Here is a 21,406-nt window from a genome sequence, read left to right on the forward strand (position 1 = left end):
GAGGGATCAGCGCACAGGCCGGCGTCTTGCAGACGCGGCCGTTGCAGCATGGGCCAATGCTCAGTCAACTGCGGCCCATCCCGGTAGCCCGAAACGGCATGGCGTGGGGTGCTGCCTGACCCACGAAGTGCCTTCCGTTCGTGGCGTTCAGCGCAGATGGGCGCCCGGCATGTCGCGTTCGGTCACGACGAGGTCGTAGTCCGCATCATGCGGAACGGGAGGCAGGCTCTCGAACCAGCGCTGGTATTGCGCGCGCATCGTGGCCAGTCGTTCAGGCTCGTCCGCGGCGCGATTGGCACGCTCGCGTTCGTCCGCGGCCAGATCGAACAGGTACTCGATGCCTTCGATGCGCAGGTACTTCCACCACCCATCGCGCACAGCGTGCTGGTCGCGGTACTTCATGCGCCAGAACAGCGGGCGGTTCAGCTGCACGGTGTGCGGTGCGCCAAGCAGCGGCATCAAGTCGGCTCCGTCCAGCGGATACATCGGCGCCTCGGCCACGCCTGCGGCCCGCAAAAAGGTGCGGCTCCAGTCCATTGTGATGATCGGCTGGTCACTCACGCTGCCCGCCGGTATGTGGCCGGGCCAGCGGACGATGTACGGCACGCGGATGCCGCCCTCGGTCAGATCCATCTTGCCGCCGATCAACGGCCAGTTGTCGGAGAAGCGTTCGCCGCCGTTGTCGCTGGTGAATACCACCAGGGTGTCCTCGTCCAAACCGCAGCTGTTCAGCGCGTCGAGCAGCTTGCCGATGCCCTCGTCCATGTGGTGGATCATCCGGCGGTAGGTGTGAACCGAACCGCCGCGTGCATGCTGGATGTCGCCGCCCAACGTGGTAGCCACATCCTCGTCGTCGCGGGTCTCCCAGGGCCAGTGCGGGGCGGTGTAGTGCAAGCTCAGGAGGAACGGCTGATCTCGCGCCGCGCAGTCGCGCACGAATCCGATGGCGCGCTCGCTCAGCAAGTCGGTGAGGTAGCCGAGCGCATGCGCAGGCTCGCCGTCCAGCCACAGATCGTGCTTGCCCCGCATGGTCTGGTGGTTGAAGTAGTCCACGCCACCAGAAAGCGGCCCGAAGTGCGTGTCGTAGCCGCTTTTGCGCGGCCCGAACGCGGGCGGATAGCCCAGATGCCATTTGCCGATCAGTGCCGTGCGCCACCCTGCAGCCTGCAACAGCGATGCGAACGTCGGATGCTCGGGGGGCATGCCCAGGTCCGGGCGCAGTTTCGCCTTGGCCCCCGTCAATGGCTCTTCGGCGGCACCACGCAGGCGGTACTGCCAGCGCCCGCTCAGCAACCCGAAGCGCGTCGGCGAGCACACCGGCGAGTTCGCGTACCCCTGGGTGAAGCGTAGCCCCTGCGAAGCCATTTGGTCGAGGCACGGCGACACCGGCTCCCGCCCGCCGTAGCAGCCCAGGTCCGCATAACCCAGGTCGTCGGCCATGATGAAGATGAGATTGGGACGGCGCATGGTCAGCCTTTCCTGGTGTACGACAGCGGTCCATGGGACCGCGCGGTGCTGGCTGCCGCCTCGACGGCGCGCAGCGCCATGGATCAGTCCAGCTTGATACCAGCGTCGCGGATGACGCGCGCCAGCTGTGGCCCCTGCTCGGCAAGCGACGCCTGCATCTGCTGCGGCGTAGCCCCAGCTGGCTCCAGGCCAATCGGCGCCAAGCGTGCGGCCGTGTCCGCCTCTGCCAGGATTGCGCGCACGGCATCGCCAAACGGGCTGGAGACCGACGTTGGTGTCCGAGGCGGTGCAAACACCGAGAAGGTCGTGGACAGCAGCACCGTTTCGCTGACACCTTGTTCGGCCATCGTGGGCACTTGCGGCAGCAAACCCAGGCGCTGCTTCGCACCTGTCACCAAAGGTCGAAGGCGCCCCCCTTCCAGGTGAGGAACGACGACCTCCGGGCCGGAGATCACACCGAAAAGCTGACCCGCGAGCACATCCTGCACTGCGGGGGCGATGCCCTTGTAGGGCACATGCGTCATCTTCACGCCAATCGATTTGCTCATCAGCTCCAGGCTCAAGTGGTGCACGCTGCCGGGGCCCCCTGTGCCGATCGCCACGGCCTGCGGATGTGCTTTGGCATAGGCCACGAATCCCGCCCAGTCTTTCACCGGCGCCTCGCCTCGCACGCTCAGCAGAAGATTCACACGGGCGACATCGCTCACGCCCATCAACGCCGAAGGGTCGTAAGGCAGCTTGCTGAACAGCAGCGGGTTGACCACCACCGTCATGCGGTCGACCAGCAGGTAGGTGCTGCCGTCGTTCCTGGCCTTGGACACGTAGTCACTGCCGATGATGGCGTTGGCGCCCGGCCGGTTTTCCACGATCACGGACGTCCCGAGTTTGGGGCCCAGCTTGGTGGCCAGCTGGCGCGCCAGCGTATCGGGCGCGCTGCCGGGCGGGTACGGCACGACGATGCTGATCCGGTCGGGTTGCTGCGCCAGTGCGGCACCAGACAAAGTGACCAGCGCGGCGGCTGCGGCCAGGGTGCCGAGACGGCGGCGGGACAGAGAATTGAGCATCGTTCTTCCTTGATGAAATTGTGTTGAGTTCACGGTAAGGGAAATGAGTCGTATGTTGACGGAAAAATAAGCGCGTAGTACTTAGTCATTTCCCTTAATACGGTAATTGCAAAACTTGTACCAGCTACATCACCGGTTTCGAACGGATGCACCAGCCGCCGTGTGCCACGCCGGTGCGCGACGCACCCTTTGCAGGCGCTGGCGCACCGCCGACGCGCTGCCTGCTCAGGTGTCCAACCCGCCCAGGCAGACGTACTTGAGCTCCAGGTAGTCGTCCATCCCATGGTGGGAGCCTTCGCGCCCGAGGCCGGACTGCTTGATGCCGCCGAACGGTGCTTCGGCCGTCGACACGAGGCCGGTGTTCACGCCCACGATGCCGGCCTCCAGCCGTTCGGCGACGCGCCACACACGGCCCAGGTCGCGTGCGAAGAAGTACGCCGCGAGGCCGAACTCCGTGGCATTGGCCTGGGCGATGACTTCGTCCTCGGTGTCGAAGGCGAAGATCGGCGCCAGCGGCCCGAAGGTTTCTTCGTGCGCCACCAGCATCGCCGGGGTGGCACCGGCCACCACGGTGGGCTGGTAGAAGTTGCCGCCGAGCGCGTGGCGCGCCCCGCCCGTCAGCACCACACCGCCCTTGGCAAGCACATCGGCGACGTGTTCTTCGATCTTGGCCACGGCCTTGGCGTCGATCAAGGGCCCTTGCGTCACGCCCGCTTGCGTGCCCGGCCCCACCTGCAGCGCACGCACCCGTGCCACCAGTTTGTCGGTGAACGTCTGCAGCACGCCACGCTGCACATACAGCCGGTTGGCGCAGACGCAGGTCTGCCCGGTGTTGCGGAACTTCGATTGCATGGCGCCCTCGACGGCGGCGTCCAGGTCGGCGTCGTCGAAGACGATGAAGGGTGCGTTGCCGCCCAGTTCCAGCGACAGCTTCTTCACCGTGTCGGCCGACTGGCGCATCAACGTGCGCCCGACCTCGGTGGAGCCGGTGAAGCTGATCTTGCGCACCAGCGGGTTGGCCGTCAGTTCGCCGCCGATGGCGCTGGCCGAGCCGGTCAGCACCGACAGCAGGCCCGGCGGCAGCCCGGCGCGTTCGGCCAGCACGGCGAAGGCCAATGCGGAGAACGGCGTCTGCGTCGCCGGCTTGACCACCATCGCGCAGCCTGCCGCCAGCGCCGGGCCGGCCTTGCGCGTCAGCATCGCCGCCGGAAAATTCCACGGCGTGATGGCCGCGGCGACGCCGATGGGCTGGCGCAGGGCAATCAGCCGGCGGTCGCTGCTCGGCGCCGGAATGGTCTCGCCGTAGACGCGCCGCGCTTCCTCGGCAAACCACTCGATGAACGAGGCCGCGTAGGCGATCTCGCCGCGCGACTCGGCCAGGGGCTTGCCCTGTTCGCGCGTCATGATGAGGGCCAGGTCTTCCACATGTGCCAGCATCAGTTCGTGCAGCCGGCGCAGCAGCGTGGCGCGCTCCTTCGCCGGGCGGCGCGCCCAGGCGTGCCGGGCGGATTCGGCCGCTTCGATGGCGCGCCGCGTCTCGGCTGCGCCGCACACCGGCACGGTGCCGAGCACCTCGCCATTGGCCGGGTCTGTCACAGCCACCGTGCGGCCATCGTCGGCATCGATCCATTGGCCGGCCACATAGGCCTGCTGGCGAAACAGGCCAGCGTCGTGGAGTTGCAGCATGCGTGGGGTCCTTTCGTGGGGAGGGGTTCAGCGGACGCACGCTTGCCGCGCGGCAGGGCCGCGCAGACACATGCGTCAGGAGCAGGGGGGGGGTGTGCGCTAGGCCAAGTGGCGCTGCGTGATCAGCTTGGTGCTGAGGTAGCCCTCGAAACTCTCGGTGCCGCCCTCGCTGCCGTAGCCACTGTCTTTCACGCCGCCGAAGGGGATCTCGGCCGGTGCCATGCCGAAATGGTTGATGTTGACCATCCCGGCCTCCAGCCCGCGCGAGAGCACATGGGCGCTGTGGCTCGAACGCGTGAACACATACGACGCCAGGCCGAACGGAAGCCGGTTGGCCAACACCAGCGCCTCGTCGAGCATGTCGAAGCAGCGCACGCCCACCAGGGGGCCGAAGGGCTCGTCGTTCATGAGGCGCGTGTCTTCACCGGCGCGCAGCACCACCGTGGGGGCGTAGAAGTGGCCGGCATCACCCAGGCGCTGGCCGCCGGTGGCGATCTCGGCGCCGCAGCGGCGCGCATCGTCGACGAAGGCCTGCATCTCGGCCACGCGCCGCCCGTGCGCCAGCGGGCCCACGTGCGTGCCGGGCGCCAGGCCCGGGCCGACCTGCAGCGCAGCGGTCTTCTGTACGAAGCGCTCCACGAAACGGTCGTGCACGCTGCGGTGGACGAAGAAGCGCGTGGGCGAGACGCACACCTGGCCGGCATTGCGGAATTTGTAGGGCACGAGCAAATCGACGGCGGCGTCCACATCGGCGTCGGCGCACACCACCACAGGCGCGTGGCCTCCCAGCTCCATGGTGGCGCGCTTCATGTGGCGGCCGGCCAGCGCTGCCAGGTGCTTGCCCACCGGCACCGAGCCGGTGAACGAGATTTTGCGCACCAGCGGGTGGGCGACCAGATGCTCGGACACCGCAGCCGGCACGCCCCAGACGATGTTCAGGCAGCCCGGCGGAAGGCCGGCGTCGTGAAAGATGCGCGCCATGGCCACGATGGCGCTGGGCGATTCTTCCGGCCCCTTGAGCACCAGCGTGCAGCCAGCAGCCAGGGCCGCCACCACCTTGCGCAGCGCCTGGTTGAACGGGAAGTTCCAGGGCGTGAATGCCACGCACACGCCGATCGGCTCGCGCAGCACCAGCTGCTGCACATCGGGCGCGCGCGCGGGCACCATGCGGCCGTAGATGCGCCGGCCTTCCTCGGCATGCCACTCGGCCGCCTCGGCGCTGTAGACGACTTCGCCGACTGCCTGCTCCAGCGGCTTGCCCTGGTCCAGCGTGATCTGGCGGCCGATGGCATCGGCGCGTTCACGCATCAGCTGTGCCGCGCGGCGCAAGATGTCGGAGCGGCGCAGCGGCGAGGCGTCTCGCCAGGCCGGGAACGCACGGTGGGCGGCCTGCACGGCACGCTCCAGGTCTTCGGGCAGCGCATGGGGCAGCGCACCCAGCAGGCTGTCGTCGGCCGGGTTGAACACCGGCTGCGTGGGCCGCGCGCCGGCGGCGATGTACTCGCCGTCGATGTACAGCGTGAGCGCGTCGTATTGCATGGCGGCTTTCATCCGCGCAGCGCGTCGGCCAGGAGCGTGTTCTCCTGGCGCAGGACCAGGTGACGCACCTGCTTGCGAAAGGCGGCGAACGCCAGGTCGGCCATCAGGGCGGCGCGGCGGCTGGCGCGTTCGTCCAGCGAATCGAACGGCCAGAGATAGACTAGCTGGTTGAGCTCGCCGACCTCACGGGTGTAGCAGCCGATCATGTTGCCCAGATGGCCCTCCTGCACGGTGCGGCCACACTCGAGGTAGAGGCGCAGGTATTCAGCAGTGCCGCCCGGGACGAGCGAGTAGATGCGTTGTTCGACGTACATGGGTTGTCTCCTCAGGCGGGCACGGTGGCCTCGCGGAACAGGGCAAAGAAGCGGTCACTGGTGGCGTCTAGGTCGACGGCATCGGCCAGCGCCGCCACGTAGCGGTCGGGCCGCACGATGGCGAAGGTGTGACCCTGCACCTGGAACCAGTCGGCCAGCGCGTTGTCGATGTCTTCGATGCACACCGTGCCGTTGTCGTGGGCGATGCGCCCGAGCCGCGAGCCGCCGCTGCGTGAGCGCTCTACCCGAACGAAGGCAGCACCCAATTCGCGCCACACGGCAGCGCTGGCTTCGCCCAGCGCCTGCTGCGGATCGGCGCGCCAGCCCAGCAGCGCAAAGCCGGTGCCGAGCACGGTGTCGAGCTTCTCGCGCCGGTGGACGCCGGTCTCCACGTCGGGCTGGATCAGCATGCGGCCCACGGCACTGTGCGGCGCAACCACAGGCGGCAACACCACCAGGCCGCTGGTGTAGCGCGGCATCGGCTTGAAGCGCATCTGCAGCACGTAGTCGCGCACCTGCGGAATGCGCGCGACACTGCCGAAGAAGCCATCGCGTGCGAGTGCCTTGAACCGGTTGGTGGGCATCAGCAGCCGGCCGAACGTGTCGGCCAGGTCGATCATGGCCTTGGCATGGCCGTGGCGCTCCTGCGCGTAGCTGGCCAGCACCGGCCCGGGCCGCGCGGCGCCCCGCACCAGCAGCGCCAGCTTCCAGGCGATGTTGCCGGCATCGCGCAGCCCGGCGTTCAAGCCCTGGCCGATCCACGGCGGCGACAGATGCGCCGCATCGCCGGCCAGCACCGTGCGCCCGACCACAAAGCGGTCGGCCACACGCGAGTGGTGCGTGTAGATGCGCGAGCGCACGATCTCGATGGCGGCAGGATCCGTCACATACGGGGTGAGCAAGGCGCGCACCGAGGCATCGGACGCCAGCTGCGCCTCGTCCTCGTGCGGGAACACCATGAACTCCCAGCGCCGGTAGTTGAACGGCAGGTGGATGCACACATGCGGGCGGCGCGGGTCGCAGTGCAGCGAGGTGTAGGGCGCATCGACATCGGCGTTCAGCACATCGACGACCAGCCACTTGATCGGATGCGTGACGCCTTCTAGCTTGACGCCCAGCAGCTCACGCATGGTGCTGCGCCCACCGTCGGCGCCTACGCAAAACGCCGCGTTCACACGCTGCTCGCTGCCGTCTTCACCGCGCACCGTAAGGCGCACGCCCTCGTCGTTCTGCGCGATGGCGGCGACCTCCTGGCCAAGCGCCATCTCGACATGCGGATAGCGCGCCAGGCCTTCGCGCAGCGTGTGCTCGGCCAGGTGCTGCATGAAGATGTTGCGGCGCCACCAGCCGAATTCGCGCGTCGCCGGGCGGATGTCGGCGAACAATTTGCCGTTGCGGTCGAACATGCGCAGCGATACGTTCTGCACCATGTCCTGCAGTAGCGGCTCGGCCATGTCGACCGACTGGAACAGGCGCAGCGCCTCGTCGTCCATGCCCACGGCACGCGGGTACGGCAGGATCTCGCGGCTGCGCTCGACCACCAGGGTGCGCACGCCGTAGCTGCCGAGCAGATGGGCGACGCTGACGCCCACGGGCCCGGCGCCCACGACGACGACGTCGCAATTTTTCTCGGCCGTCATGACTGGCTCTCCTCGTGCGGCAGGCGGCCCAGAAAGTCCTGCAGGCGCTGCAGGAAGAAATCGGGCTGGTCGTCGTGTACGTAGTGGCTGGCACCGGGTATGTCGTGCCACTCGATCACGGGCGCCGCCTCGGCCATGCGCTCGGCCACATCGGCCAGCAGGAAATCGGAATCACCGCCCCGCAGCAGCAGCGTGGGGCAGCGCAGGCTCATGACCGCCGGCCACAGGTCGACGATGCGGCTCGGGTCCGGATCGAGCCGCGCCTGCGCGATGCCCTGGGCGTCGTACTTCCAGCCGATGCGACCGTCGGGCTGGGCGCGCAGCGAATGGCGCACGCGCGAGTCCAGGGCCTGCTCGGTGATGAGCGGCCGGCGCGCGCGCCAGAAGGCGCGGCCGGCCTCCCAGGTGTCGAAACTGTCGGGCGTGTTGGCCAGTTCCTGGCGGATGCGCTGCGCGCCTGCGCCGCCGGCCGATGACCCCGGGCCGATGTCCTCGACCACCAACGCACGCACCCGCTCGGGATGCGCAGCGGTGTAGACCAGCGCGTTGGTGCCGCCCAACGAATGGCCCACCAGCACGAAGCGCTGCAGGCCGAGCTGGTCCACCACGGCAGCCAGATCCGCCACGTACTGGGGCGTGAAGTAGCGCCGCTCCGGGTCCCAGTCGCTCTCGCCGCGACCGCGCTGGTCCAGCGCGATGAGGCGCCAACGGTCGCCCAGGGCTTCGGCCACGGGCTCCCAGGTTGCCGCGTAGCTGCGCAGCCCGTGCAGCAGCACGATGGCGGGCGAACTGTCGGCGCCCCATTGCAGCGCGTGCAGGCGCAGGCCGCCGGCGTCCAGGATCAAGTCGCGTGGAGCGTGTGTCATGGTGGTCTGCCGCCTCAGACGAGGCCGTCCTGCCCTTGGACTTCCGACGCTTGCAGCCCGCCCAGACGCGCATTGAGCCGCCCGCGTGTGGCAAAGGCCCAGATCAACACGACTTCATCGCGGTTGGGGCCATCGTTGAACATGGCCGACACGGTGTCGTAGTGGGAGCGGACGTACAGCGCGTTCTTGTGCGCCAGCGGCACGTCGATGATGGTGCCGGGGCCGCCGCGCTTGCCGGTCGAGGGCACCCACGACTTGCCGCCGCCCACGCCATCGCGGACCGGGTTGGCGGCCGGGTTGGTCAGCAGGGCATTGCCGTGCTCGTACTCGCCGTCGATGCCCACCAGGCAGGCCTTGCCATAGCTTTCGATGGCACGGCCTTGCGCGGCCTCGCGGATGCGGCGGCCGAACTCGGCACCGAGCACGGGCGAGGGTTCGATCCACGATGACAGATCGGCCTCGTAGCGCCCGGCGAAGGGGTTGTGGATGCAGGCGGCAACGACGATCTTGCGCAGCGGCTCGCCATCGGCGGCAGCGCCGGTCTCGCCGGCCAGCGTGTCTTCGATCTGCAAATACCACTTGCGGATGTGGAACGCATGGAAGTTGGGTGTCTTGAGCATGATGGTCTCAGTCGTACAGGGGTTCGAGGTCGATGGGGTTGCTGGGGGCGTGGTACTGGTGCAGCAGCCGCTTGCCCTCTTCGTCGTCGTGGACGGTCTCGCAGAAGAATTCGAAACGGTGCCCATCCGGGTCGCAGAAGTACACGCCCAGTCCCACCTTGTGGTCGGTCGTCTTGACCACCGTGATGCCGGCCTTGAGCAACTGCCCATAGAGGCGGCGCAGTTCGTTCACATCGCCGTCGATCTCCAGGCCGTAGTGCTGCAGCGCCACGCCACCGACCACCTCGCCCGGCTCGGGCTGGATCAGCGCAATGTCGTGGTGCTTCTGGCCGAAGCTCATGAACACCCAGCGTTCGCCGCGCGCCGTCTCCTGCATGCCGAGCACGCGCTCGTACCAGGCGGCGGATTCAAACGGGTTGGTCACGAAGAGCGACAAATGGGTGCGGCGGATGCGGGGCTGCACGCGCATGGGGTTCAGGTCAGGCATGTGGCGCAGCCCCCAGCGTGGATTTGGGATGCGGCTTCACGGCAGCCACCACGGGCGTCCATGCCACGGCGGTGATTTCGCTGAAATCACGCCAATCCTTGAACCAGGACTTGCCGCCGTCGGTGGAGCGGAACAGGTGGCCGTACTTGGTGCCGGCAAAGACCAGGGCCGGGTCGGCCGCGTGCGTGCCGATGGCCCAGAACGTGGAGTTGGGAACGTGGTGCAGCACCGTGTCGGCCCAGGTGGCGCCGCGGTCCAGCGAGCGGTAAATCTTGGTGCGGGTGCCCGGCGTGCCGTCGCCGATTGCTGCCAGCAGCACGTCGTCGTCGCCATTCAGCGCGGTCAGGGTGCGCGTGTAGTACATGCCGTCGAAGCGCTCGGCCGAACTTTCTGCAGCCCAGGAGCCGAAGCCGCCGTCGGTGTTGGTGTAGACCGAGTTGACGGTTGCGATCAGGTGCGTCTTCGGCTGCCCGTTGCGTGCCGGCAGGATGGTGACGACATGGATGTCGCTGTTGACGATGCCACTGGCTGCATCGTCCACACGGCGCCAGCTCTCGCCCTGGTCCTGGCTGTGCCAGGCGCCGCCCTCCTCCACGCCGAACCACACCGCGCTGTCGGCCGGGTCAACGCAGATGGTCAGAATGCGGGGCCGGTTGACGCCCGCGCAGAACTCTGGCAGCTCGATCGGCAGTTGCTCCCAGGTGGCGCCGCCATCCCGGGAGCGGAACATGCGCGCGCGCGATGGTGCGCCGGTGCCGGCGTAGACGATGTCAGGGTTGCGCGGGTCGATGCCCAGCGCCCACACCGTAAGGCCGTCTGCCGGCGACGCCAGCCGCTTGAAATGCACGCCGCCGTCTTCGCTGAGGCAGATGCCGGAATCGGCGCCGGCAAAGATGCGTTGCGGGTTGCGTGGGTCCACCAGCAGCGCGCGCACGGTGCCGTCGAATTCGATGGCCTCTTTGAGGCCCAGGCGGTGCCAGCTGGCGCCGTTGTCTGCGCTGCGCAGGATGCCCTGCCCTGCGGTGCCGACCAGAATGGTTCCTTGCATGTGCGTTCTCCCGTGGTTCAAAGAAAGATGCCGCGCGAGATGCCACCGTCGATGCCGATGGATTCGCCCGTGATGGCGCCGGCACGCGGCGAGGACAGGAAGGCCACGAGGTCGGCGATCTCGGGCGTCTGCAGTACACGACGGATCGGCGTGGCTTTCGCGTAGTTGGCTTCCACCTCGGCGGCGGTCAGGCCCTGTTTTTTGGCTTCCTTCTCGTACAGCTCGTGGATGTGCGGGGTCTCCACCACGCCCGGGTGGATCACGTTGACCGTGATGCCGAAGGGGCCGAGCTGGTCGGACAGCGTCTTGCTCATGTGGGCGATGGCCACATTGCGCATGCCCGAGAGCTGCTTGCTGCCGCGACCCGTGAGGCCGCCGATGTTGATGATGCGGCCGAAGTGGTTGGCCTTCATGTGCGCAGCGGCGGCCTTGGCACAGCGGAAGTAGCCCACGACCTTGATGTCGATGTCCTGCAGCAGGCCCTGGTCGTCGGCGTTCTCCAGCTCGGCGCGCACCAGGCCGCCAGGGGCTGCGGCGCCATTCACCAGAATGTCCAGGCGACCAAACTGCTTCGCAGCCGCGTCGATGGCGGTCTGCACCGCCTCCATGCTGGTCGTGTCGGTGCGGATGGCGACCACGTTGCCGCCGGTCTCCGCGCGCAGTTCGGCAGCGGCCTGCTCCAGCGCTTCGAGCCCGCGTGCGGCAATGGCGACCGAGACGCCTTCGCGTGCCAGCACGCGCGCCACTTCGCGGCCGATGCCCATGCTGCCGCCGGTGATGAAAGCGGCCTTGCCTTTGAGTTGCAGATCCATGTCGAGTCCTGTGTGTGAGGTGGAGGAAAAAATCGGAAGCGGCTCAGAGCACCATTTCGATCAGGCGCGGGCCCGGCACCAGCAGCGCCGAGGCCAGCTGTTCCGCGAGTTCCTCGGCTGTCGTGGCGCGCACGGCGGGCACGCCGTAGGCGGTGGCCAGTGCCATCCAGTCGATGGCGGGGCGCTCCAGTTCGGTCAGCGCCAGTGCCTGCGGGCCGTACTGCGTCACGCCTGCGCGGGTGAGCTCGTTCTGCAGGATCGCGTAGCGCCGGTTGGAGGTGATCAGGATGGTCACCGGCGTCTTCTCGCGCGCCATGGTCCACAGCGCCTGGATGGTGTACTGCGCACTGCCGTCAGACTGCAGCGCGATGACGCGGCGATCCGGGCAGGCGATGGATGCGCCCAAGGCCACGGGCAGGCCCTGCCCGATGGCGCCACCGGTGTTGGTGAGGATGGTGTGACGCGCAGCGTTGGCCGAGGCTGTCACGAAGGGGTAGCCGCAGGTGCCGCCCTCGACCGAGACGATGGCCTGGTCCGGCAACAGGGCGGCGATGACGCGGCCGATGGCGGCCGGGGTCAGGGCGCCCGTGGGCATCGGCACCTGCTCGACCGGGCGCGGCGCGACCGCCGGGGCTTGCAGCGCATCGGCCAGGGCCTCCAGCGCGGCAGCACCGTCTTCGCCGGGGGCGCTCAACACCTGCGTGTTGTCCGTGGGCGCCAGCATGCTGGGCAGGCCCGGATAGCCGAAGTAGGCCACCGGTGCGATGGCGCCGGCCAGCACCACGGTGCGGCCATCCAGCGCCTGGATGGCGACTTCGGGGAAGTACGGCAACCGGTCGATGTCGGGCAGACCGCCGCCGCGCTCGGTGCGCGCCGGGAAGGTCTCGCTGTAGAAGCCGGCGCCCGTGGCTGCCGCGATGCGTGCCGCGGCGCGCTGGCCGCGTTCGCTGAGGGCCTCGCCACCCATGAGGAATACATGCGGGTTGCCGGTGCGCAGTGCGCTGGCCAGCGCCGAGATGCGCGCGGCGGGTACGGTCGCGAAGCGCGGCGCTACGGCATCGCTGGCTGGTGCAGATGGCGCGACCGGTGCCTGCTGGTAGTCCACCGGCACGACCAATGTCGCCACCCCGCCGGCGCCCGTCTGAGCCGCTGCGATGGCGTCGCGCACGTCGCTGACCATGGCGTCGGCGCCCGAGACGGTGCGCAGCCAGGCCGAGACAGGGCGTGCGAGGGAATCGATGTCCGACGTCAGCGGCGCGTCGAACGGCAGATGCCAGCTCGCGTGGTCTCCGATCAGGTTGACGATGGGGGTGCGCGCGCGGCGGGCGTTGTGCAGGTTGGCGATGCCGTTGGCAAAGCCCGGGCCGAGGTGCAGCAGCGTCATCGCCGGCTTGCCGAGCATGCGCCCGTAGCCGTCTGCCGCCCCCGTGCAGACGCCCTCGAACAGGCCCAGCACGGCGCGCACGCCAGACACCTGGTCGAACGCCTCGACGAAAGGCATCTCGGTGGTGCCAGGGTTGGCGAAGCAGACGGTGCTGCCGGCGTCCCGTGCGGCTTCGAGCAAACGCTGGGCGCCGGCGGCTGTCGATGAGGCGGTTTTGTTCATGATTCCCACAATGTCGGATTTGGTGCATCGAAGTCTAGATGATCCGATGCCAAATGTGAAGTGTTTTCTACAATATCAAATTCGATATGCTAGTTTGGGATGTTTTGCCAACCTACGGGCCGCGCGATGCCGCAAATTGGGATTTACCTCAAAGCGACATTCGATGCCCGACCGGCCCGAGTGCTGCAGAGAGTCGATGACAATGGCCGCGCCCCAGCTCCCCCACGCCGCCATGTCCAGCCTGACCCGCATGCTTTCCGTCCTCGATCTGTTCTCACGCGAGCACGAAAGCATGAGCGCCGAAGAGATTGGCGAGGCGATGAAGTTGACGCGCACGACCTGCTACCGCTACACGCGCGAATTGGCCGGCGCGGGGCTGCTGGTGGGCAGGGGCGGCAGGTTCACGCTGGGGCCGCGCATCATCCAGCTGGACCATCGCATCCGCGAGTCCGACCCGCTGCTGAACGCCGGCAAGGAGTTGCTGGCGCAACTGGCCCGCGCGGTTGGGGCCACCGGGCTGATGGCCACGATCTACAAGAGCGAGATCATCAACATCTACCAGTGCGGCGGCGAAGCCGGCATGCAGCTGGTGACGTATGGGCGCGGCACCGCCGTGCCGACGTTCCGCAGCTCCAGCTCGAAGGTGATCCTGGCGGCACTGAGCCGGGCTCGGTTACGGCGCATCTGGGCAGACAACGCGAACGACCCGGACTGCCTCGCGATCGGCAAGGACTGGCTGGCCTTTTGGCAGGCGCTGCAGGCCATCAAGAAGAGCGGCTTCTGGATCAGCCGCAGCGAGGTGGACAGCAGTCTGGTCGGCATTGCCGCACCGGTGTTCCACCACGACGGCGACGTGGCCGGCAGCATGACGCTGATCTTCCAGGAAGAGGCGTTCAGCCTGTTCGACGCCGATACCTTGGGCGCCCGGTTGCTGCGGGCGGCAGGTGAGGTGTCGCAGTCGCTTTCAGAGCGGTGAAGGGCTTCTGGCGATCGCGCCGCGGCACCTCCAGCGCTTAGGCGGCCGTTGCAACGCGTTGGCCATGTTCTCCATGTCGGCGGCCAGCGTCAAAGCACCCCAGTCTGACCGGGGCGCTGGCCTGCATCAGGACGTGCTGCAGGTAAAGCTGCTTGCGCTGTTGACGTCGCCGCTACCTTTGTACTTCGGGAAGGCCGGATGTTCGCAAAGCGGACGCGATCGGCCCCTGGTCGCTTGTGCGGCATCGGTCGTCACCTGGTCTGCGGGCGCCACGCCTCGCTCCACCCACGACTCGAGTGCAGACAACGAATCCCAGCGGGCCGTGAAATCTCCAGAAGCGTGACCCAGGCCTGGGATCACGTAATAGCGTGCGAAGTCTCTGATGGTTGCCGGATACCGTGCGGCCACGCGTGTGAAATAGGCGGTCGTCGTTTCGTTGGACACCAGCATGTCCGTGGTGCCTTGAATCAACAGCATCTTTCCACGCCGCATCGTGAAGGCGTCAAGATTGGGATCGCTCGCGTCCAGGATCTGCGACAGGTACTGCACCCGTGGTTGCCACTGGCGGTAGTCGAAATTCTCGACGCTTGACGCCGCGCTCTGCTGGTCGAAGTACCGCAAGACGCCATTGGCAAAGTTGTAATAGCCGGTGCGTGCAGGCTCGCCCACTGCATCGAGCCAGACGCCCACGTCACCGCCTTGGTAGATGGGATAGGGGCCGATGCTGGTCACCCCATTTGCCAACGGGAATGCGAACTCCATGGGCACAGCGGCCGTCTGCAACGTGTTGATCTGTTGGTCGGACAAACACGTATCGCCCGCGTCGTTGCCACTGGGGCAGCGAAGCACAGCAACCGAGAAAGATTGCTTGCAGGCGTTGAGGTTGGACACCAGGCCATCGGCAGCGCCATCGAGTCCGTCGCAGAGCTCCAGAACCTTGGACTTGAGCAACTGCTGTTTGGCAGGGTTCAGGTAGCCACCAGGCGTGCGATATGCGGCTTGAAACATGCGGTACCAGGACAGGACCATCGCCTGGTTTTGGCTGGCCGGGTAGTACGCGATCACGCCGTCATAGTCGTCCCCATAGCGCTGCGCAGCCACCAGTGCCTCGTGCCCACCTTTGGACGCGCCCTGGTAGTAGACCTTCCATGGCGCCGACGCGTAATAGGTCTTTTGCAAATGCACCGCAGCGTCCTTCAAACGCTTGACCGCCTCGCCGCCATAGTTGCGCAAGGCCTGGTCGTTCAAGCCGTACGCTCCGTTGGGAGACTGATTGCCCGAGTCGCTTCCGAAGGTCGCGTATCCCTTCGCGATGGGCTGCGCGACGTCCGAAGGCGCATGGTTGACCGTGCCCAAGCCGCTGACGACAAAGCCGTTGAAGCCGCCTCCGCCGTATTGCAAGGCCCGCACGTTCCAATCGGTTGGGAGGTTTAGCTGAAACTTGATGGCTGGGTCAGCAGCATTGGTGGCGATGATGTCGCCCATGACCTTGCAGAACTCCGGCAAGCCGGCGGCGGCATCGGCCGCTTGCAACGACGCGCTCGTCACCGTGGCGCCTTGCGTGGCAAGCCCGATCGCCGAGGCCGGCACCGATGCCGACGCCATGGCGGAACAGCGTGTGCTGGCCTGCTCGACTCTGATCGCTGCCGGGGGGGTCTGATCCAATCCGTCGTCGCTGCCACCGCAACCTGCGAGTACCGCCGTGGCGGCGCCAACCAGCGCCAAATGCCCGGCCCGGCGCGCGGCCTCCGATACGTTCCTACTGTGCATGCAAGTCTCCTGGTTGATATGTGACGGCCCAAGCCGCTCCCACGTATCGTCCTACTTGCATGGGCACGCACCCATCGTCGAAATTGACGGTTTTCACCGCCAGCCAGGTGCCATGACCTTCTGTCCGGATCGACGACGTGCGCCAACGGACTACGGCAGGATCTCGAACTTCAGATCCGCCAGGGGCGTCACCTTCTCCTCGCGCACCAGCTTGTATTCGGTGTTGGGACCGATCCATTTCGCCCAGATCTGGTCGATCTCGCCGGCCTTGTCCATCTCCATCAATGCGGCGTTGACTTTGGACAGCAGCACCGGCTCGCCCTTCTTCATGCCGACGCCGATGGGCTGGAACACCATCGGCTCCGTGATCATCTTCAGGGGCACGCCGCCGGTCTTGGACTGGTTGACCAACTTGGTGATGGTCATGGTGTTGGCCACCACGCCGACCGCCTTGTTCTGCTGCACGGCCATGAAGGCGGAACCCGTGTCCTGGAAGGTTACCGGTTCCGAGCCATTCATCTTGATCGACAGCTCGGAGGTCGAGCCCTTGGTCGAACTCAGGCGCTTGCCCTTGAACTCTGCCTTCGTGGTGCCCGGGTCGCTGGCCTTGACCGCCAGCATCTCCTTGGCCACGTAGTAGGGGTCGCTGAACTGGATCTGTTCGCCGCGGCTCTTGGTGTAGGCCAGGTTGGCCACCGTCAGGTCGACGCGGCCCATCTTCACCTCGGGCACGCGGGCCTCGACCGACAGCGGCGTGATCTTCGCGGTGAGGCCCAGGCGCTTGGCCAACGCGCTGCACATGTCGACATCGAAGCCGACCATCTCGCGCGTCTTCGGATCGGGCGCCGCAAACGGCGGGACGTCCGCGAAGGTGCCGCACTTGAGCTCCTTGCGCTGCTGCATCTCGTCCCACTGGTCGGCCTGGGCGGCGAAGCTGGCGGCGAGCAGGCCGGCGATTGCCGTCATGCGAGAAAGACGAGTGACATTGGACATGGATCGACTCCTGGTTGGAAATGGGCGTGGCGGTTGGGATGACTTGCGGCTAGTGCGCCCGCAGGTCGGACAGAAATCGCTGGGCGCGCGGATGCTGCGGACGGTTGAAGAACTCTTGCGGCGTGGCGGTCTCCAGGATGCGGCCCGCATCCATGAACCAGATCCGGTCGGCCACCTCGCGCGCGAAGTTCATCTCGTGCGTGACACACATCATGGTCATGCCCTCGTTGGCCAGGCTGCGCATCACCGACAACACCTCGCCCACCATCTCCGGGTCGAGCGCGCTGGTCGGTTCGTCGAACAACATCGCAGGCGGCTCCATGGCCAGAGCGCGCGCAATCGCCACGCGTTGCTGCTGCCCGCCCGACAGCTGTGCGGGATACGAGTCGGCCTTGGTCGCCAGGCCCACGCGGTCGAGCAACTGCTGCGCCTTGGCCTTGGCATCGGTGCGGTTCACGCCGCGCACGCGCATCGGCGACATCATGATGTTCTCCAGCACCGACAGGTGCGGAAACAAGTTGAAGCTTTGGAACACGAAACCGATGCGGCTGCGCAGCTTGTTCAGCGCCGTGCTGGTCATCGGTGCATGGATGTCACTGCCGTCAAACAGAAGCTGGCCTGACTTGACCTCTTCGAGCCGGTTGACGGTTCGGATCAAGGTGGACTTGCCCGACCCCGACGGACCGCAAACCACCACCACCTCACCCTTCTTCACCTCGGCGTTGATGTCGATCAGCGCGTGATAGCTGCCATACCATTTGTTGATACCGTTGAAGCAGATCATGGGGTGTCCTCGGTGGGTCAGGTTTCGGCGATGGCGGCTGCGGGCTGCAGCGCGGCGGGTGCCGTGCCGAGTTGCCCCTGGCGCTTCTTCGCGATGCGCCGTTCCAGCCACTGGGCCAGCTGGGTCAGGCTGTAGCAAAGGATGTAGTAGGTCACCGCCAGGATGAAGAACACATGGAAGGGCTTCGTCAGCAACTGGTTGTTGATCTGGTTCGCGGCGAAGGTAAGTTCCTGCACGTTGATCACGTAGCCGAGCGTGGTCTCCTTGATGGTCGAGACGAACTGGCTCAGCAGGCTGGGCAGCATGTTGTAGAGCGCTTGCGGCAGGATCACGCTCCACATCGCGCCGAGATAGCTGTTGCCCAGCGCGCGGGACGCTTCGAGCTGGCCGCGCGGCAGCGCCTGGATGCCGGCGCGCACCACTTCAGAGAGATAAGCGCCTTCGTAAATCACCAGCGTACACAGCATGGTGGTGAAGCCCGAGACATTGCGGCCGATCAGCAGCGGCACCAGAAAATAGACCCACAGGATCACCATCAGCAGCGGCACGCCGCGCACGACGTAGACCAGGGCCGTGGTGGGCCAGCGCAGGATGCGCCAGGGCGACAGCCGGGCCAGCGCCATCAGCACGGAGAGCGGGAAGGCCAGCGCAAGGCCCAGCACCGACAGCACCAGCGTGCAGACGATGCCGCCCATCGGGCCGTTGGGGTACTGGCCCACCAGCAGCAGCAGCCAGTTGTCGCGCAGGATGTCGTAGAGATCGGTCATGGCCGGGTTCCTCGTGGCCTAGCGGGCGCCGGCGATGCTGTAGCGCTTGGACAGCCAGGCGCCCGCCGCCATGATCAGCAGCGAAAAGCCAAGGTACAGCACGGTGGCGACCAGGTAGGCCTCGAAGGTACGAAAGCTCTGGCTTTCGATCTCCTTCACGGCGTGCGTGAGCTCGGCCACGCCGATGGCCATGGCCAGGCTGCTGTTCTTGAACAGCGAGACGCTGTGGTTCACCAAGGCCGGCACCGCGTTGCGCACCGCCTGCGGCAGGATCACATGGCGCATCGAGCTGATGTAGCTGTGGCCCAGGGCGCGGGCGGCTTCGGTCTGCCCTTCGGGGATCGACCGCAGGCCCGAACGCAGGTCTTCGCTGAAGTACGCGGCCTGGCACAGGCCGAGCGCGATGATGGCGAACAGCGCCTCGCCGTGGTGCTCCGACAGCCAGCCCTGCACATCGGCGGGCAACAGGCTGGAGATGCCGAAGTACCACAGCATCAGCTGCACCAGCGTGGGCACGTTGCGGTGATAGGAGACATAGGCCGCCACGGCGCGCTGGGCGATGACGCTCGGCGTGAGCCGCACCACGAGCAGCACCAGCGCCAGCGACATCGCCAGCAGCCAGGAGCCCGCGGCGATCTGCAGCGTCATGCGCACGCCCTTCAGCAGCATGCCGCCGAACTCGCCATTCAGCAGGATGGCCATCACATCGAAGTTGTTCATACGCTGCGTCTTGGCTGGGCTGAGGGGCTGGAGCGGCGTCGCAGGCTCAGGCCTGGGGGCGCTCGGGTCGGGTGGTCGACAGCCCGCCGGGCACCTGCAGCGTGGGTGTGATTTCCATGTGGCCCACGTTCACGGCGATCGGGGCCGAGATCGCAAAGGCAATGGCGTTGGCGATGTCTTCGGCTTGCGGCAGCTCGAAGCCGTCCACGAAGCGTTCGCGGATCTCTGCGCTGTCGCCATGCACGTGGGCGAAGATGTCGGTGGCCACGCGGCCCGGGCAGATCTCGGTGACGCGCACGCGCTTGCCGTAGGCGTCGATGCGCAGTTGGCGCGACAGCATGCTCACCGCCGCCTTGGTCGCGTGGTAGGTGCTGTTGCCACCGAAGTTGTAGGCCGCCGCGATCGAGCTGATGTTGACGATGTGGCCGCGGTCGCGTGCCACCATGCCGGGCAGCGTCAGCCGGCAGATGTGCAGCACGGCGCGCAGGTTGACGTCGATCAGCAGGTCGATGCCTTGCGCGTCGGCTTTCAGAATCGAACCGGGCCGGTCCACACCGGCGTTGTTGACCACCACGTCAAAGTCGATCTCCTGGGTCAGGCGGGTCACGCTGGCCAGGTCGCTCACGTCGATGGCGTGCGCAATGCAGCCGGTGCGCGCCGCCAGTTCGGCCAGCTTGCCGGCGCTGCGGGCCAGGGCGTGCACTTGCAGGCCTTCAGCGCATAGGCGCTCGACCGTGGCGGCGCCGATGCCGGAAGAGGCACCGGTCACGAGGGCTGTCTTGTAATCGGAAAAAGGCATGGTGAGGTTCTTTCTGAGGGGGGCTGCAGAGGTGGAACTTCGAGTCGTTCTCGTCGTATCCGCTGCTGATGGAAGTGACTCTATCGACGCGCTGTGCATCGCGCCAAGACGGATTGGCTGTGTGCCGATAAGCTGGCCTTATGCTGCTCCACCACGGTGCGCGGCCGGCCCTGCAGACGCCACTTTGGTGCCTCCCAGGCCGCTTGGCAGGGCGCAACGGGCGTGCTCATGGCACCTGCCGCGAGATGGGCACGATGCGGCCGCCTGTGGCCTCGATGCGCGCCCGCACCTCGGTGGCCAACGCCACCGCGCCGGGCGTGTCGCCATGCAGCAGGATCGAGCTGGCGCGCATCGCCACCTTGCGGCCGCTGTAGGCCGTCACGGTGCCTTCCTCCAGCAGCTGGGTTACCCTGGCCAGCACGGCGGCGCTGTCGTGGATCACCGAATCTGGCAGCTTGCGCGGGATCAGCAGGCCCTCGTCGTCGCAAGCCCGGTCGGCCAGAAAGCTGCTGGCCACGCGCAGGCCGTGGTGGTCGCCCGCGCGCTCGATGGCCTGGCTGGCCGAAGAGCTGATGATCATGCCGGCATCGAAGCGGGCCACGGCCTCGACCAGCACCATCGCCAGCTCGGCATCCGCCGCGGCCATGTTGCCGAGAGCACCGTGAAAACTCATGTGGGTCATGCGGCGGCCGTTGGCCTGCGCGATGCCCGCCAGCGCCCCGAGCTGGTAAACCACATAGGTGGCCAACTCCTTGGGATCGACCTGCATCGGGCGGCGACCGAAGCCGAGCAGGTCGGGAAAGCCCACGTGGGCGCCGATGTCGATGTCGATGCCACGCGTGGCGGCCAGGCGCACGGTGCGGTCCATGATGACGGGGTCGCCGGCGTGAAAGCCGCAGGCGATGTTGGCCGAGGAAATGATCTTCAGCAGGGCCTCGTCGTCGCCCATGCGCCAGGGCCCGAACCCTTCGCCCAGATCTGCGTTCAGGTCAATGTCCATCTCGACTCCTCAGGCGTGCGCCGCGTCGGTTGCGGCGGGTTCGCTGTCGATGTTCAGCAGGTGCGTGCCGTAGCCCACGGTGCTGCCCAGCGGCACCAGCCAGTCGCCGGCCCAGCCGTCGCAGGGCGCGGCCACGGGGAGCAGCAGCGGGCCGACCTGCAGCAACGCCAGAAGGTCGCCTGCCTGCACGGCAGCGCCGGGCGTAGACAGTGGCGCTGCCCGGCCTGGCAGGTGGTCACGCAGCACACCGACCGATGCAGCGCGCACGGCGGCCTGGTCCTGCGCTGGCGTCGGTGGCGCGTGCTGTTCGAGCGTCGGCTCATCAGCCGACGTCGCAGCGCCGTCGCGGCGGATGCGGATCTCAACGTCCGGCCCGCGCAGCTCCAGGAAATCGATGTCGGTCGCGACCAGCCATGCGGCCAGTTGGCGGATGTCTTGGGTTTGCATG

The 21,406-nt window shown here is 67.0% G+C and carries 21 protein-coding genes; 1 reads left to right on the top strand and 20 read right to left on the bottom strand.

From position 1 onward, the window contains the following. Window positions 1-147: 147 nt before the first annotated feature. The 12 genes from AC099J_RS21180 to AC099J_RS21235 all read right to left on the bottom strand — a co-directional run bounded on the left by AC099J_RS21180 (window position 148) and on the right by AC099J_RS21235 (window position 13,149). Window positions 148-1,467, bottom strand: a complete 1,320-nt coding sequence (locus AC099J_RS21180) for a sulfatase-like hydrolase/transferase (RefSeq protein WP_479617263.1) — start codon at window positions 1,465-1,467, stop codon at window positions 148-150. Between the two features lie 83 nt (window positions 1,468-1,550). After that, window positions 1,551-2,531: a Bug family tripartite tricarboxylate transporter substrate binding protein gene (locus tag AC099J_RS21185; protein WP_479617264.1), complete on the bottom strand. Its 981-nt coding sequence runs from the start codon at window positions 2,529-2,531 to the stop codon at window positions 1,551-1,553. A gap of 225 nt (window positions 2,532-2,756) precedes the next feature. Next, window positions 2,757-4,217, bottom strand: a complete 1,461-nt coding sequence (locus AC099J_RS21190) for an NAD-dependent succinate-semialdehyde dehydrogenase (RefSeq protein WP_479617265.1) — start codon at window positions 4,215-4,217, stop codon at window positions 2,757-2,759. A gap of 99 nt (window positions 4,218-4,316) precedes the next feature. After that, window positions 4,317-5,756: an NAD-dependent succinate-semialdehyde dehydrogenase gene (locus AC099J_RS21195; RefSeq protein ID WP_479617266.1), complete on the bottom strand. Its 1,440-nt coding sequence runs from the start codon at window positions 5,754-5,756 to the stop codon at window positions 4,317-4,319. Window positions 5,757-5,764: 8 nt separating this feature from the next. Continuing rightward, the gene (locus tag AC099J_RS21200; RefSeq protein ID WP_479617267.1) at window positions 5,765-6,070 is read right to left on the bottom strand and encodes an NIPSNAP family protein; all 306 of its coding nucleotides are present in this window, start codon (window positions 6,068-6,070) and stop codon (window positions 5,765-5,767) included. 11 nt (window positions 6,071-6,081) lie between these two features. Then, window positions 6,082-7,710 carry a bifunctional 3-(3-hydroxy-phenyl)propionate/3-hydroxycinnamic acid hydroxylase gene (locus AC099J_RS21205; protein ID WP_479617268.1) on the bottom strand — a complete coding sequence of 543 codons (1,629 nt, stop codon included), beginning with the start codon at window positions 7,708-7,710 and terminating at the stop codon, window positions 6,082-6,084. Beyond that, on the bottom strand, window positions 7,707-8,576 hold the full coding sequence (locus AC099J_RS21210) for an alpha/beta fold hydrolase (protein ID WP_479617269.1): 870 nt from the start codon (window positions 8,574-8,576) through the stop codon (window positions 7,707-7,709). The genes AC099J_RS21205 and AC099J_RS21210 overlap by 4 nt, the downstream gene beginning before the upstream one ends. Window positions 8,577-8,590: 14 nt before the next feature. Beyond that, complete coding sequence (locus tag AC099J_RS21215) at window positions 8,591-9,196, bottom strand: amino acid synthesis family protein (RefSeq protein WP_479617270.1); 606 nt, start codon at window positions 9,194-9,196, stop codon at window positions 8,591-8,593. A gap of 7 nt (window positions 9,197-9,203) precedes the next feature. Continuing rightward, the gene (locus tag AC099J_RS21220; protein ID WP_479617271.1) at window positions 9,204-9,683 is read right to left on the bottom strand and encodes a VOC family protein; all 480 of its coding nucleotides are present in this window, start codon (window positions 9,681-9,683) and stop codon (window positions 9,204-9,206) included. Continuing rightward, on the bottom strand, window positions 9,676-10,731 hold the full coding sequence (locus tag AC099J_RS21225; RefSeq protein WP_479617272.1) for a WD40/YVTN/BNR-like repeat-containing protein: 1,056 nt from the start codon (window positions 10,729-10,731) through the stop codon (window positions 9,676-9,678). Before AC099J_RS21225 ends, AC099J_RS21220 begins: the two co-directional genes overlap by 8 nt. 17 nt (window positions 10,732-10,748) lie before the next feature. Next, complete coding sequence (locus tag AC099J_RS21230; protein ID WP_479617273.1) at window positions 10,749-11,543, bottom strand: SDR family NAD(P)-dependent oxidoreductase; 795 nt, start codon at window positions 11,541-11,543, stop codon at window positions 10,749-10,751. A 43-nt stretch (window positions 11,544-11,586) separates the two neighbouring features. Next, a complete protein-coding gene (locus AC099J_RS21235) occupies window positions 11,587-13,149 on the bottom strand; it encodes an acetolactate synthase large subunit (RefSeq protein WP_479617274.1) in 1,563 nt (520 codons plus the stop codon). Between the two features lie 232 nt (window positions 13,150-13,381). Here AC099J_RS21235 and AC099J_RS21240 point away from each other — a divergent pair, with 232 nt between their 5' ends. Further along, window positions 13,382-14,125 (top strand): IclR family transcriptional regulator, encoded by a 744-nt coding sequence (locus AC099J_RS21240; protein WP_479617275.1) that lies wholly within the window; start codon window positions 13,382-13,384, stop codon window positions 14,123-14,125. A gap of 126 nt (window positions 14,126-14,251) precedes the next feature. On the opposite strand, the gene AC099J_RS21245 is transcribed toward AC099J_RS21240, so the two are convergent. From AC099J_RS21245 to AC099J_RS21280, 8 genes are all read right to left on the bottom strand, one after another. Further along, window positions 14,252-15,895: a tannase/feruloyl esterase family alpha/beta hydrolase gene (locus AC099J_RS21245; protein WP_479617276.1), complete on the bottom strand. Its 1,644-nt coding sequence runs from the start codon at window positions 15,893-15,895 to the stop codon at window positions 14,252-14,254. A gap of 150 nt (window positions 15,896-16,045) precedes the next feature. Next, a complete protein-coding gene (locus AC099J_RS21250; RefSeq protein ID WP_479617277.1) occupies window positions 16,046-16,888 on the bottom strand; it encodes an ABC transporter substrate-binding protein in 843 nt (280 codons plus the stop codon). A 49-nt stretch (window positions 16,889-16,937) separates the two neighbouring features. Beyond that, complete coding sequence (locus AC099J_RS21255) at window positions 16,938-17,672, bottom strand: amino acid ABC transporter ATP-binding protein (RefSeq protein ID WP_479617278.1); 735 nt, start codon at window positions 17,670-17,672, stop codon at window positions 16,938-16,940. 17 nt (window positions 17,673-17,689) lie between these two features. Continuing rightward, window positions 17,690-18,439 carry an amino acid ABC transporter permease gene (locus AC099J_RS21260; RefSeq protein ID WP_479617279.1) on the bottom strand — a complete coding sequence of 250 codons (750 nt, stop codon included), beginning with the start codon at window positions 18,437-18,439 and terminating at the stop codon, window positions 17,690-17,692. Between the two features lie 18 nt (window positions 18,440-18,457). After that, complete coding sequence (locus AC099J_RS21265; protein ID WP_479617280.1) at window positions 18,458-19,159, bottom strand: amino acid ABC transporter permease; 702 nt, start codon at window positions 19,157-19,159, stop codon at window positions 18,458-18,460. Window positions 19,160-19,205: 46 nt separating this feature from the next. Next, complete coding sequence (locus AC099J_RS21270) at window positions 19,206-19,958, bottom strand: SDR family oxidoreductase (protein ID WP_479617281.1); 753 nt, start codon at window positions 19,956-19,958, stop codon at window positions 19,206-19,208. A gap of 226 nt (window positions 19,959-20,184) precedes the next feature. Continuing rightward, window positions 20,185-20,958, bottom strand: a complete 774-nt coding sequence (locus tag AC099J_RS21275) for a LamB/YcsF family protein (RefSeq protein WP_479617282.1) — start codon at window positions 20,956-20,958, stop codon at window positions 20,185-20,187. Between the two features lie 9 nt (window positions 20,959-20,967). After that, the gene (locus tag AC099J_RS21280; protein WP_479617283.1) at window positions 20,968-21,405 is read right to left on the bottom strand and encodes an acetyl-CoA carboxylase biotin carboxyl carrier protein; all 438 of its coding nucleotides are present in this window, start codon (window positions 21,403-21,405) and stop codon (window positions 20,968-20,970) included. Window position 21,406: the final 1 nt, after the last annotated feature.

It is taken from the genome of Rhodoferax sp. RT4P68 (assembly GCF_056521305.1).

Bases quoted from the DNA above. Each gene is read 5' to 3' on its own strand.
- AC099J_RS21205 (WP_479617268.1), bottom strand. From the start codon at position 7,710: ATGACGGCCGAGAAAAATTGCGACGTCGTCGTCGTGGGCGCCGGGCCC.
- AC099J_RS21195 (WP_479617266.1), bottom strand. From the start codon at position 5,756: ATGCAATACGACGCGCTCACGCTGTACATCGACGGCGAGTACATCGCC.
- AC099J_RS21190 (WP_479617265.1), bottom strand. From the start codon at position 4,217: ATGCTGCAACTCCACGACGCTGGCCTGTTTCGCCAGCAGGCCTATGTG.
- AC099J_RS21180 (WP_479617263.1), bottom strand. From the start codon at position 1,467: ATGCGCCGTCCCAATCTCATCTTCATCATGGCCGACGACCTGGGTTAT.
- AC099J_RS21230 (WP_479617273.1), bottom strand. From the start codon at position 11,543: ATGGATCTGCAACTCAAAGGCAAGGCCGCTTTCATCACCGGCGGCAGC.
- AC099J_RS21210 (WP_479617269.1), bottom strand. From the start codon at position 8,576: ATGACACACGCTCCACGCGACTTGATCCTGGACGCCGGCGGCCTGCGC.
- AC099J_RS21250 (WP_479617277.1), bottom strand. From the start codon at position 16,888: ATGTCCAATGTCACTCGTCTTTCTCGCATGACGGCAATCGCCGGCCTG.
- AC099J_RS21260 (WP_479617279.1), bottom strand. From the start codon at position 18,439: ATGACCGATCTCTACGACATCCTGCGCGACAACTGGCTGCTGCTGCTG.
- AC099J_RS21235 (WP_479617274.1), bottom strand. From the start codon at position 13,149: ATGAACAAAACCGCCTCATCGACAGCCGCCGGCGCCCAGCGTTTGCTC.
- AC099J_RS21280 (WP_479617283.1), bottom strand. From the start codon at position 21,405: ATGCAAACCCAAGACATCCGCCAACTGGCCGCATGGCTGGTCGCGACC.
- AC099J_RS21215 (WP_479617270.1), bottom strand. From the start codon at position 9,196: ATGCTCAAGACACCCAACTTCCATGCGTTCCACATCCGCAAGTGGTAT.
- AC099J_RS21245 (WP_479617276.1), bottom strand. From the start codon at position 15,895: ATGCACAGTAGGAACGTATCGGAGGCCGCGCGCCGGGCCGGGCATTTG.
- AC099J_RS21225 (WP_479617272.1), bottom strand. From the start codon at position 10,731: ATGCAAGGAACCATTCTGGTCGGCACCGCAGGGCAGGGCATCCTGCGC.
- AC099J_RS21275 (WP_479617282.1), bottom strand. From the start codon at position 20,958: ATGGACATTGACCTGAACGCAGATCTGGGCGAAGGGTTCGGGCCCTGG.
- AC099J_RS21240 (WP_479617275.1), top strand. From the start codon at position 13,382: ATGTCCAGCCTGACCCGCATGCTTTCCGTCCTCGATCTGTTCTCACGC.
- AC099J_RS21200 (WP_479617267.1), bottom strand. From the start codon at position 6,070: ATGTACGTCGAACAACGCATCTACTCGCTCGTCCCGGGCGGCACTGCT.
- AC099J_RS21265 (WP_479617280.1), bottom strand. From the start codon at position 19,159: ATGAACAACTTCGATGTGATGGCCATCCTGCTGAATGGCGAGTTCGGC.
- AC099J_RS21185 (WP_479617264.1), bottom strand. From the start codon at position 2,531: ATGCTCAATTCTCTGTCCCGCCGCCGTCTCGGCACCCTGGCCGCAGCC.
- AC099J_RS21270 (WP_479617281.1), bottom strand. From the start codon at position 19,958: ATGCCTTTTTCCGATTACAAGACAGCCCTCGTGACCGGTGCCTCTTCC.
- AC099J_RS21255 (WP_479617278.1), bottom strand. From the start codon at position 17,672: ATGATCTGCTTCAACGGTATCAACAAATGGTATGGCAGCTATCACGCG.
- AC099J_RS21220 (WP_479617271.1), bottom strand. From the start codon at position 9,683: ATGCCTGACCTGAACCCCATGCGCGTGCAGCCCCGCATCCGCCGCACC.